Origin of the sequence: Enterococcus sp. 9D6_DIV0238, assembly GCF_002174455.2 — a bacterium.
Taxonomy (GTDB): domain Bacteria; phylum Bacillota; class Bacilli; order Lactobacillales; family Enterococcaceae; genus Enterococcus_L; species Enterococcus_L dunnyi.
The window spans coordinates 413,361-426,321 of the sequence record NZ_CP147246.1 but is presented as its reverse complement, the minus strand read 5'-3'; the positions used below and the strand labels follow the sequence as shown (position 1 = coordinate 426,321).

Annotated in this window: 8 protein-coding genes; all 8 read left to right on the top strand. The window is 39.1% G+C overall.

Annotation, left to right across the window (positions count from 1 at the left end; all coding sequences use genetic code 11):
• Positions 1-8 precede the first annotated feature (8 nt).
• The 8 genes from A5889_RS01945 to A5889_RS01910 all read left to right on the top strand — a co-directional run bounded on the left by A5889_RS01945 (position 9) and on the right by A5889_RS01910 (position 12,914).
• Positions 9-683, top strand: a complete 675-nt coding sequence (locus tag A5889_RS01945) for an ABC transporter ATP-binding protein (RefSeq protein WP_087640196.1) — start codon at positions 9-11, stop codon at positions 681-683.
• Entirely contained in the window at positions 676-2,223 is a 1,548-nt protein-coding gene (locus tag A5889_RS01940; protein ID WP_087640195.1) for a PASTA domain-containing protein, read from the top strand. The genes A5889_RS01945 and A5889_RS01940 overlap by 8 nt, the downstream gene beginning before the upstream one ends.
• A gap of 202 nt (positions 2,224-2,425) precedes the next feature.
• Positions 2,426-3,229, top strand: coding sequence for an isoprenyl transferase (locus A5889_RS01935; protein WP_087640194.1), 804 nt, complete (start codon positions 2,426-2,428; stop codon positions 3,227-3,229).
• On the top strand, positions 3,226-4,026 hold the full coding sequence (locus A5889_RS01930) for a phosphatidate cytidylyltransferase (RefSeq protein WP_087640193.1): 801 nt from the start codon (positions 3,226-3,228) through the stop codon (positions 4,024-4,026). The genes A5889_RS01935 and A5889_RS01930 overlap by 4 nt, the downstream gene beginning before the upstream one ends.
• 58 nt (positions 4,027-4,084) lie before the next feature.
• The gene (locus tag A5889_RS01925; protein WP_087640430.1) at positions 4,085-5,245 is read left to right on the top strand and encodes a 1-deoxy-D-xylulose-5-phosphate reductoisomerase; all 1,161 of its coding nucleotides are present in this window, start codon (positions 4,085-4,087) and stop codon (positions 5,243-5,245) included.
• The gene (rseP, locus tag A5889_RS01920) at positions 5,242-6,510 is read left to right on the top strand and encodes an RIP metalloprotease RseP (RefSeq protein ID WP_087640192.1); all 1,269 of its coding nucleotides are present in this window, start codon (positions 5,242-5,244) and stop codon (positions 6,508-6,510) included. Before A5889_RS01925 ends, rseP begins: the two co-directional genes overlap by 4 nt.
• 73 nt (positions 6,511-6,583) lie before the next feature.
• Complete coding sequence (locus tag A5889_RS01915) at positions 6,584-8,296, top strand: proline--tRNA ligase (RefSeq protein WP_087640191.1); 1,713 nt, start codon at positions 6,584-6,586, stop codon at positions 8,294-8,296.
• A gap of 265 nt (positions 8,297-8,561) precedes the next feature.
• Entirely contained in the window at positions 8,562-12,914 is a 4,353-nt protein-coding gene (locus A5889_RS01910; protein WP_087640190.1) for a PolC-type DNA polymerase III, read from the top strand.
• Positions 12,915-12,961 lie beyond the last annotated feature (47 nt).

The following is a 12,961-nucleotide window of genomic DNA, read 5'->3' as shown; positions in this document are numbered from 1 at the left end:
TCAGGAGAATGGCGATTTTAGAAACAAAAAAGCTTAGTTACTTTTACCAAGATGGTGATCAGCGCCGCTTCATTTTGAAAGATACCAGCGTGTCTTTTGAACAGGGAAAATTCTATACGATTTTAGGTCAGTCAGGATCTGGAAAAACGACCTTTCTTTCATTGATCAGTGCATTAGATACACCAAAGGAAGGACAAATTTTGCTGAATGGAAAAGATATCAAAACAATCGGGTATGAAAAATACCGCCGTGATGATATCAGTATTATTTTCCAAAGTTATAATCTCGTTCCGTATTTGACTGCATTAGAAAATGTGTTAGTTGCCATGTCGATCACAGATAATGAGTTACCACCAAATCAAAAAGAAGTTGCCTATAATCTACTGGATTACATTGGGATCACTCACGAAAAAGCGGATCGCTTAGTCAATCAATTATCAGGTGGTGAACAGCAGCGTGTAGCGATTGCCAGAGCACTATCGACGAATGTGGATGTTATCTTAGCAGATGAGCCCACTGGAAATTTAGATGAAGGAATGGAGCAAGAGATCGTTCACATTTTCAAAAATCTTGCGAAAGTTCATAATAAATGTGTGATCGTAGTTACTCACTCGAATGAGATTGCTGCCCAGTCGGATGAGACGTACTACCTGAAAAAAGGTGTGTTAAAAAAATATGAGTGATTTTCTATCAAATTTCAGCGGTGAGAATTATGAAAAGACCCGCGAAAATAAAAATAAGCAAAAAGAACAGAAAAAAACTAAAGCAATCAAAAATGACGAAGAACAATCATCTGCAAAAAAGGAGCCAACACCTGCTTTTGTTGGGCCTAAAAATACAGTAGATTCTACTTCAAAAAATATTCAGCAAACCACAAATGAAAAAGAAGAACCTAAACAAGTAGAAAATACTGACGATGTTATCTACACCAAGAAGCGTACAAAAAAGAAAAAATATGAACCAAAAAAAGAAGCAGAAACGCCAGTTGCTAAAGCGGAACCTGTGACTACGTCACAAAATCCGGATGAGTTTATCGAAACGGATCCAACGTACAAAAAGAAGCGTAGAACAAAACTGATTTTAATCGGTATGGGAAGTTTGGCGGCTGTAATTTTATTGTATGTTGGATACTATCAATTGACACATGTAAAAGTCCCTGATTTTGAAGGGAAAGAATTATCAGAGGTTCGTGAATGGACGGCTGAAAATGGAGTGAAACTTCAAGTCGACCAGAAATATGATTTTGATAAAGCAGCGAATTTGATCATTGATCAAACGGTCAAGAATAAAAAGATCAAAAAAGGCAAAGAATTAGTTGTTGATGCTAGTTTGGGTGCTGATCCGGAAGAGCAGATCCAGTTACCTGAATTTAAAGAAATGAAAATCAGCGAAGCAAAGAAATGGATCTCAGAGCAAAAAGCAGATAATTTAGCGATTATTGAAGAATACAGTGATAAAGTAGCACAAGGAGATTTCATTAAATTTGAGATCACGAATAAAGATGTAAAAGCAGAAGAATATAAACGTAAAGATAAAGCAAAAGTCTATTTCTCAAAAGGTAAAGAGATTTTTGAAAAAAATATTGCCATGCTAGATTTTACAGGAAAAACAAAAGAAGAAGTCACGGAATGGACGAAGAAAAACGAAATCACATTAAAAGTAGAAGAAGCAGATTCTGATAAAATCGAAGCGGGCAAGGTGATATCTCAAAGCATAGGTAAAGACACAAAAGTTGCCAAGAGAGATACACTGACAGTGACAGTCTCTACAGGAAAAGCGATGATCGTACCCGATTTTTCACAATTTACTGCAGAAGAAGCAGCGGACAAAGGGAATGGGCTGCAGGTACAAGTGAAACAATTGTATAACAACACGGTACCGTACGGGCATTTTATCAGTCAATCAGTAGAAGTCGGAAGTAAGTTTACCGAAAAAGATGATAAGCCTGTCATTCAGGTTGTATACTCGATTGGTAAGCCTTATATCAAGGATCTACGTGATAATACAGTAGAAGGCGATCTTCAAAAGATATTCTTTGATGACTATCAATCAAAGGGTGCAAACATAACCTATCAAGTGTATTATGTTGATTCAACTGTTACCAAAGGAACTGTTGTAAAAATGAGTAACTATAATGAGTTTGTTCCGATCGATTCAGTTATCCAAATTGGTATAAGTAAAGGGAATCTTAAAGCGGAAGCAACGAAAGAGTCAGAAGAATAAAAGTCAACAAGCGTGTACGGAAAACGATCTTGCCGTTTTCTTTGCACGCTTTTTGTAATGGAATAGGAGGGTGAATCGGGGATTTTTTTTGTAAATTAAGTGAATTTGTTAAATAATCTCGAAAAATTTTTCATTTGCATAGGCTTTTCTGAAAGATATTGCTATAATAGTCTAGACAGATTTTTGGATTGGAGGGAAAAATATGTTACGTTTTTTTCCGCAAAAGAATAAATATATACAGCAGGAAAGTGACTTTACTTTCAATAATGAGGGAGCGATCCCTAAACATGTAGCTGTGATTATGGATGGTAATGGCCGTTGGGCACAAAATCGTCGTTTACCTAGAATTGCTGGACACAAAGAAGGGATGAACACCGTCAAAAAGATCACAAAGCATGCGAGTAAATTAGGGGTCAAGGTTCTCACGTTATATGCCTTTTCTACTGAGAATTGGAAGCGTCCGACAGATGAAGTAAGCTTTCTTATGCAGCTGCCGGTTGACTTTTTTGATACATTCGTGCCGGAGCTGATCAAAGAAAATGTAAAAGTCCATGTGATGGGCTACAAGGAATTTCTACCAGAACACACACAAGACGCTATTACGCGTGCTGTCGATCAAACAAAAGAGAATACGGGCATGGTCTTGAATTTTGCGCTAAATTACGGTTCAAGAGCTGAGATCGTTACTGCGGTAAAAGAAATAGCTGGACAGGCAGCTAGTGGAGAGCTTCAGGTAGATGCTATTACAGAAGAGTCTATAGCGCAACATTTGATGACAGGTTTTTTGACTGAGGAGTTAAGAGATCCTGAATTGTTGATTCGTACAAGCGGCGAAGAAAGGATCAGTAACTTTTTACTTTGGCAGATTGCTTATAGTGAATTGTTTTTTACGGATGCTTTATGGCCTGATTTTAATGAAGAACTATTGGAAATGGCTTTAGCTTCATTCCAGAATAGAAACCGTCGTTTTGGTGGTCTGAAAGAAACAGAGGAGGAAAATAAATGAGACAGCGTGTTATTACGGCTGCCGTAGCTTTAGTTGTGTTTATTCCAATTATTTGGTACGGAGGTTTTCTGATCGAATTGGCTGCTGCTGTGCTTGCAGTGGTTGGTGTTTACGAGTTATTTAGAATGAAGGGGTTAGAAATCGTTAGTTTCGAAGGGGTCCTTTCTGCTTTGGGTGCAGTATTGCTAGTGTTGCCGAAAGAGCGTTGGTTTTTCTTTTTACCTGAAAAAGCTGACAATTTTATTTTGTTTTATGTTACAGTGATGATTTTACTAGGCGGCCTTGTGGCGTCAAAAAATATGTATACTATTTCTCAGGCTGGTTTTCCAGTGATCACTAGCTTGTATGTTGGTGTTGGTTTTCAAAACTTCGTCAATGCAAGAGCTACTGGCTTTGTTGTACTGCTTTATGCATTATTTGTGGTTTGGGCAACAGATATCGGCGCTTATTTCATTGGGAAACGCTTCGGTCAAAGAAAATTATGGCCGGAAGTTTCACCTAATAAGACGATCGAGGGTTCTTTGGGCGGTATTCTTAGTGCAGTAGTTGTCGCGTTATTATTCTTGACGTTAACACCAAACAAAGAATTATTTACGTATAATTTACCCATCATGTTAGCAATGACTGTGGTCTTTTCGATCGTTGGTCAATTTGGTGATTTAGTCGAGTCATCGATCAAGCGGCATTATGATGTAAAAGATTCTGGAACGATTCTACCTGGGCATGGCGGGATTTTGGATCGTTTTGATAGTTTGCTTTTTGTTTTTCCAATCATGCATTTATTCGGATTATTTTAATTTCTAAGCAAGAAGGGAAGGTGAAAAACTCTGATTGGTCAGAGTTTTTCTTTTTACTATGAAGAAAATAGCATTACTAGGAGCAACAGGTTCGATCGGTTCAAATACAGTTGATGTAGTCAAAGCTTATCCTGAATTATTTCAAATCGATTCCCTTACATTTCATTCAAATGTGGAGGCGGGCGCAGATTTGATTGAGCAGCTGAATCCTCGATATGTCGGGGTTGGCTCAGAAGATATCAAAGAAATTCTTGCTTCTCGTTTTCCGGCAGTTGAATTTGGTGTAGGAGAAATAGGCTTGGTTCAAGCTGCTACGTTAGATTCTGTAGATGTTGTCTTGACTGCTGTCACAGGAAGCGTCGGGCTTGCGCCGACGATGGCCGCAATAGAAGCAGGAAAAGATATTGCACTGGCAAATAAAGAAACTCTGGTCATGGCAGGCCAATGGGTCATGGAGGCAGCAGCTAAACACAAGGTGCAAATATTACCTGTAGACAGTGAACATTCAGCCATTTATCAGTGTTTAGAAGGACAACCAAAAGAAAATTTGAAGGAATTGATGATCACAGCTTCTGGCGGCAGTTTTAGGGATCTATCACGAGAAGATCTAAAAAAAGTTACTTTAGAACAAGCGTTAAAGCACCCAAACTGGTCGATGGGCAAAAAAATCACGATCGACTCTTCCACGATGATGAATAAAGGGTTAGAAGTTATTGAAGCCCATTGGTTATTTGGTGTAGATTATGATAAAATAAAAGTTGTTTTACATAAAGAAAGTATTGTCCACTCAATGATCGTTCTAACTGATGGTGCTTACTTAGCTCAATTAGGACCAAGTGACATGCGTGAACCGATCCAATACGCATTGACGTATCCCAAACGCTTACCGATAAAAAATGAAAAAGCATTTGATTTGACTCAGATCAGTCAGTTGAATTTTGAAGTAATGGATTTTGAGCGTTTTCCTATGTTGAGATTAGCATTTGAAGTAGGGAGAAAAGGCGGCGCTTATCCAACTGTTTATAATGCAGCAAATGAAATCGCTGCGACAGCTTTCATTGAAGGCAAAATTTCATACTTGCAGATTGAACACTTTGTTCAGCGAGCAGTGAACGAGTACAATGAAACAACCGAAGTCACTTTAGAAGAAGTGATTGCGATCGATAAAAAAACAAGAACTATCATAGAAAGATGGATCAAGGAAGAAGGTCATTTATGAAAACGATCATTACATTTATAATTGTCTTTGGTATTCTCGTCCTTGTGCACGAATTTGGCCACTTTTTCTTTGCAAAACGCTCAGGGATTTTAGTGCGGGAATTTGCGATAGGTATGGGACCAAAGATTTTTGCTCATCAAGGCAAAGACGGCACAGCTTATACGATTCGTATTCTGCCGATCGGCGGGTATGTCCGAATGGCTGGAATGGGGGAAGATGAAACTGAGCTAGCCCCCGGGATGACTCTTTCTGTTGAGTTGAATGAACAGGAAGAAGTCGTAAAAATCAATACAAGTAAAAAAGTTCAGCTGACAAACAGTATCCCGATGGAAATGTTGGAAGCAGATCTAGAGGAAGAATTATTCATCAAAGGTTACGTGAACGGTGATGAAACAAACGAAATCACGTATAAAGTAAATCATGATGCAACGATCATTGAACAGGATGGTACTGAAGTGCGAATCGCGCCTATCGATGTCCAGTTTCAGTCAGCTAAATTATGGCAGCGAATGTTGACGAATTTTGCCGGACCGATGAATAATTTCATTTTAGCTTTTGTTTTGTTTACATTATACGTCTTCATGCAGGGCGGTGTAACATATACAAATACAAATCAGATCGGCGATGTTCAGGCAGATAGTCCAGCACAAAAAGCAGATTTGAAAGCAAATGACAAAATTTTAGCAATCGATGGCAAAGAAGTTTCGACGTGGGAGGATTTTACAAAAATCATCCAAGCTAGTCCTGAAAAAAAATTAACACTAGACGTAGAGTCTGATGGAAAGACAAAAGAAGTAGCAATCACACCTAAAAGTCAAAAGTCAGGAGAACAGGAAATTGGTATGATCGGCATTACACCGCCGAAGAAAACTAGTTTCACAGACAAACTGGCTGGGGGCATCCAGACGACTTTAGAGAGTTCCATGCAGATCTTTAAAGCACTAAAATCACTGTTTACCGGTTTTAGTTTGGATAAATTGGGCGGACCGGTCATGATGTTCCAAATGTCTTCAGAAGCTTCTAAAGCTGGATTGAATACAGTTATCTGGCTGATGGCAATGTTGTCGGTCAATCTAGGAATCATCAATTTATTGCCGATCCCAGCTTTGGACGGCGGTAAAATTGTCTTGAACATTATCGAAGGACTTAGAGGGAAACCTTTGAGTCAAGAAAAAGAAGGGATACTAACACTTATTGGGTTTGGTTTTATCATGGTATTGATGGTGTTAGTGACCTGGAATGATATTCAACGTTTTTTCTTTTAATTAAATAAACTGCAATTTATAACGGACTACTTGAGGAGTTTTGTGGTATTCGTTTAAACAAAGGAGAGTTCTGATGAAACAGTCAAAAATGCTAATCCCAACATTACGAGAGGTACCAAATGATGCTGAAGTGTTAAGTCATCAAATGCTGCTTAGAGCGGGCTATATCCGCCAAGTATCAGCAGGAATTTATTCTTATCTGCCTTTAGCTAATCGTGTCCTCGAAAAATTGAAGAAAATCATGCGTGAAGAATTTGATAAGATCGATGCAGTCGAAATGTTGATGCCGGCATTACTACCAGCTGAATTATGGAAAGAATCTGGTCGTTATGAAACTTACGGTCCCAACTTGTATCGATTAAAGGATCGTAATGATCGTGACTTGATTCTTGGTCCTACACATGAAGAAACATTTACTGAGCTGATCCGTAACGAAATCAATTCATATAAACGTTTACCATTGAATCTGTATCAAATCCAAACAAAATATCGTGATGAAAAACGTCCACGTTTCGGTCTATTGAGAGGCCGTGAATTTATTATGAAGGATGGCTATTCATTCCATTCAAGCGAAGAAAGCTTGGATCAATCTTACCGTGATTATGAGAAAGCTTACTCAGCTATTTTTGAGCGCTGTGGTCTGAATTTCCGGGCGATCATCGGTGACGGTGGTGCAATGGGCGGAAAAGATTCAAAAGAGTTTATGGCCATATCTGACATCGGTGAAGATACGATTTGTTTTTCAACTGAAGGTGATTACGCGGCAAACTTAGAAATGGCAACTAGCCTTTATACACCAAAAAAATCGCATGAGACACAATTAGAAATTGAGAAAACGGCAACACCAAACGTCTCTTCGATCGAAGAAGTTGCAGCATTTTTCAATGTTGAAGCGCAAAAAATAATCAAGTCAGTTCTATTCATGGCTGATGAAGAACCTGTGTTAGTTTTAGTTCGTGGTGACCATGAAGTCAATGACGTCAAATTGAAAAACTTCTTAGGCGTTGATTTCTTAGATGAAGCAACAGAGGAAGATGCGCGTAAATATTTAGGTGCTGATTTTGGTTCAGTTGGACCAGTTGAGTTATCTGAAGAAGTTAAGTTATACGCTGATCGACATGTTCAGGATTTAGCCAATGCAATTGCTGGAGCAAATGAAACTGGCTACCATCTAACTAATGTGAATCCAGGGCGTGATTTTACACCGATCAGTTATGAAGATTTACGCTTTGTTCAGGAAGGGGACCCTTCACCTGATGGAAATGGACTATTAGAATTTACAAAGGGGATTGAAATAGGTCATATCTTCAAATTAGGCACACGTTACAGTGAGTCGATGGGCGCAACGGTCTTAGATGAAAATGGTCGTGAAAAACCTGTGATCATGGGTTGTTATGGTATTGGCGTCAGCCGACTGTTATCAGCGATCGTTGAACAAAATATCGATGAAAATGGTATTAATTGGCCAACTGGAATTTCACCATTTGACTTGCATGTCGTTCAAATGAATGTCAAAGATGAATACCAATCGAAACTGGCTCAAGAAGTGGAAGAAATGATGTCTGCTTCTGGCTATGAAGTTCTTGTGGATGACCGCAATGAACGTGCAGGAGTGAAATTTGCTGATGCTGATTTGATTGGTTGTCCGATCCGAATCACTGTTGGGAAAAAAGCGGTCGATGGTGTTGTTGAAGTGAAGATCAAACGAACAGGTGAAATGGTAGAAGTACGTAAGGAAGAACTTGAAAGTACTTTGACTATCTTGCTTAATCCAGAAAAAGAATAATTTAAACGTCTATGAAATCAGTTTTTATATGGTTTCATAGACGTTATGTCTTTTCTAGCAATTGTATTTCACTTTGAAAAATAGTATACTAAACTGTGGCGAGGCACTTGGCAGAAATGTCTAAGGGCCTCTTTCTTATCAAATGTTTCTGGCGGATTTTTGCTCAGATCAATAAAATTCGAGAAGATATGTTTAACTTGGCAAGACTCTTACAAGAGAAAAGAGCCGAGTTTGTTTCGTTTTTAAATTAAAGGAGGTTCGTTTGGTGGCAGAAAAAGCACAAAACTTATTTGAAAAGTTGATCGATCAGATTCAATTAAGCGAACAAGAACGGCAACATCCGTTGATCCAACAAGGAAAAATCAATAAGGTAATTGTTCACCAGCAAAGCCGTCATTGGGAATTTCATTTAGGCTTTTCAGAAATTTTACCAGTAATGCTGTATCAATCATTTATGCAGCAATTACAATTAGCATTTCAACAAATTGCAGGTGTTTCAGTGAAAATCACGACTGAAAAGACCGAGTTTACCGCAGATCAGTTAACAGACTACTGGCAAGTAGCGTTACTGAACAGCCAGTGTGATACTCCTTTAGTGCAGCGTGTGATCAAGAGTCAAACACCGATCATTGAAAATAAAAAAATTATTTTACCTGTTGATAATGATGCAGTCATTCCCTATCTAAAACAACAATATTTGCCGATTATCGAAGATCTATTTCTTGACTATGGCTTTCCTAAATTCCATATTGAACCTAAAATGGATGAACAACAGGCGAAGCGTGTTTTAGCCTTATTTGAGGAACGAAAACAAGAACAAGACGCAGCTTTTCAACAGCAGGCAGCAGAGTCGTTGATCAAGCATGAACAAAAGAAAAAACAACAGCAACAACAAGGTCCAGCGTTGGAAGGTCCTATTCGTTTGGGTAGAAATATTCCAAATGATGAACCAATTATGCCGATGGGCAACATTTTAGAAGAAGAACGCCGTATTACGATCGAGGGCTTTATTTTTGATAAAGAAGTACGTGAATTGCGTTCAAAACGAAAAATCTTGATTTTAAAAATCACAGACTATACCTCTTCTTTTATTGTTAAAAAGTTCTCGAATGGTGAAAAGGATGAACAAGTCTTTGATGCGATCCAGAAAAATAGTTGGGTTCGAGTTCGAGGCAGCATTCAAGAAGATACCTTTATGCGGGATCTAGTCATGAACTGTCAGGATTTGATGGAAGTCAAACATGCACCACGTAAAGACTATGCACCAGAAGGAGATAAGCGGGTAGAACTTCATTTACACAGCAACATGAGTACGATGGACGCAACGAATAATGTAGGTGATTTAGTCGCTCAAGCAGGTAAATGGGGACATAAGGCCATCGCGATCACCGATCATGGTGGTGCTCAAGCTTTCCCGGATGCTCACAGTGCTGGTAAAAAAGCGGGCGTAAAAATTTTGTACGGTGTCGAAGCAAATGTTGTGGATGATGGGGTGCCGATCGCCTATAATGAAGCGCACATTGAATTAAGTGAAGCTACTTATGTTGTGTTTGACGTGGAAACGACTGGACTATCAGCAGTTTATGATACGATCATTGAATTGGCTGCGGTCAAAATGCACAAAGGAAATATCATTGATACATTCGAACAATTTATCGATCCGGGACATCCTTTGTCTCAGACGACCATCAATTTAACGGGTATTACGGATGAAATGGTTCGTGGGTCAAAATCAGAAGAAGAAGTATTACGTCTTTTTAGAGAATTTTCAGAAGGCACGATTTTAGTTGCCCACAATGCTTCGTTTGATATGGGATTTTTAAATACGAGTTACGGTAAATATGACATACCAGAGGCTGAAAATCCAGTCATCGATACATTGGAATTATCTCGATATTTGCACCCAACCTTCAAAAGTCACCGTTTAAATACCTTGTCTAAAAAATTCGGTGTCAATCTAGAGCAGCATCACCGGGCGATCTATGACTCTGAATCAACGGGTCACTTATGCTGGATCTTCTTAAAAGATGCGAAAGAAAATCATGGCATGAATTATCATGATGAACTGAATATGCATATTGGAGAAGGCGATTCGTATAAACGAGCACGTCCTTTCCATGCAACGATTTTAGCAACAACACAGGCTGGTTTAAAAAATCTCTTTAAGCTGATTTCAATGTCTAATGTGAATTACTTTTTCAGAATTCCGCGGATTCCTCGTTCTCAGCTGAATAAATTACGTGAAGGCTTGATCATTGGTTCGGCTTGTTCGAGTGGTGAAATTTTCGAAGCGATGATGCAAAAAGGGGTAGAAGAGGCTAAAAATCGGGCAAAATTTTATGATTATATCGAAGTGATGCCCAAAGCTGTCTATGCGCCTTTACTTGAACAGGAATTAGTCAAAAGTGAAGCTGACTTGGAAGAAATCATTGCGAATTTAGTCAAGATCGGTGACGAATTGGATAAACCGGTTGTTGCAACGGGGAATGTCCATTATTTGAATGAAGAAGATAGTATTTATCGTAAAATTTTGATTGGTTCGATGGGGGGAGCAAATCCTCTGAATCGCCATAGTTTGCCGGATGTTCATTTTAGAACAACGGATGAAATGCTGACGGCTTTCCAATTTTTAGGAGAAGAAACAGCTCATAAGCTGGTTGTAGAAAATCCTAATATGATTGCAGATATGTGTGATGAAATCACTCCTGTTAAGGATGATTTGTATACACCTAAGATTCCAGGTTCTGAAGATGAGATCAGAAACTTGAGCTATACACGTGCCAAAGAATTATATGGCGATCCACTACCGGATATTGTTGAAAAACGATTGAAAAAGGAATTGGATAGTATCATCGGAAATGGCTTCTCAGTTATTTATTTGATTTCGCAAAAGTTAGTGCACAAGAGTATGGAAGATGGCTATTTGGTTGGTTCCCGTGGGTCAGTGGGGTCGAGTTTTGTCGCGACGATGACTGGGATCACAGAAGTTAACCCATTAGCACCTCATTATCACTGCACGAACTGTCAATATTCTGAATTCTTTGAAGATGGTTCTTATGGTTCCGGGTTCGATATGCCGGAGAAAAATTGTCCGAACTGTGGGCAGCGTTTGTTTAAAGATGGTCATGATATTCCTTTTGAAACATTCTTAGGTTTCCACGGAGATAAAGTACCCGATATCGATTTGAACTTTTCAGGTGATTATCAGGCTGAAGCTCATAACTATACGAAGGTGCTGTTTGGTGAGGAATATGTGTATCGTGCCGGAACGATTGGTACCGTTGCAGACAAAACGGCTTACGGTTTCGTTAAGGGCTATGAGCGTGATCACAATCTTCATTTCAGAGGAGCCGAAGTGGATCGTTTAGCAAAAGGTTCAACTGGGGTGAAACGGACGACAGGACAGCATCCGGGCGGAATCATTGTTATTCCGGATTATATGGATGTCTATGACTTTACACCGATTCAATTTCCTGCGGATGATCAAAATGCGGAATGGAAAACGACTCACTTCGACTTTCACTCGATCCACGATAATATTTTGAAACTTGATATACTAGGACACGATGATCCAACAGTCATTCGGATGTTACAGGATTTATCCGGAATCGATCCGAAAACGATACCGACAGACGATTCGGAAATGATGCGGATTTTTGCAGGACCAGAAGTTTTAGGTGTTACTCCGGAACAGATCTATTCTAAAACGGGTACGTTAGGGATTCCGGAATTTGGGACAAGATTTGTACGAGGAATGTTGGAAGAAACACACCCGTCGACTTTTGCAGAGCTATTACAAATTTCTGGTCTATCTCATGGTACAGATGTTTGGCTGGGAAATGCGGAGGAATTGATCAAACGTGGAGAAGCGAACCTGGCAGAAGTAATTGGTTGTCGTGACGATATCATGGTTTATTTGATCCATGCAGGACTGGACAGTGGGATGGCCTTCAAAATCATGGAAACGGTACGTAAAGGTTTATGGAATAAGATTCCTGATGAGCTGCGTGAAGAATACTTGAAAGCAATGAAGGAAAATAATGTACCCGATTGGTACATCGATTCTTGTTCAAAAATCAAGTACATGTTCCCGAAAGCCCATGCGGCAGCATACGTATTGATGGCTTTGCGGGTAGCGTATTTTAAAGTGTATTTTCCTATTCTTTACTACTGTGCTTATTTCTCTGTTCGTGCAGATGACTTTGATTTGGTGGCAATGTCTCAAGGTAAAGAAGCAGTCAAAGCTCGAATGAAAGAGATTCAGGATAAAGGACTGGAAGCCTCTACAAAAGAGAAGAATTTATTGACTGTTTTAGAATTAGCGAATGAAATGTTAGAGCGCGGATTTAAATTTGGGATGATCGATCTGTATAAGTCAGATGCTGAAAATTTTGTCATCGATGGAGATACCTTGATTGCCCCATTTAGGGCAGTTCCAAGTTTGGGTCTCAACGTGGCTCGCTCTATCGTAGAAGCAAGGTCTGAACCGTTTTTATCAAAAGAAGACTTAGCAACACGAGGAAAAGTCTCTAAAACATTGATAGAATATATGAATGAAAATGGCGTGTTGAAAGATTTGCCTGATGAAAATCAGTTATCCTTGTTTGATATGCTTTAAACAATGGAACTAGGTTTCTAGGGAATTCTACTTAAAAGGATCTGGGA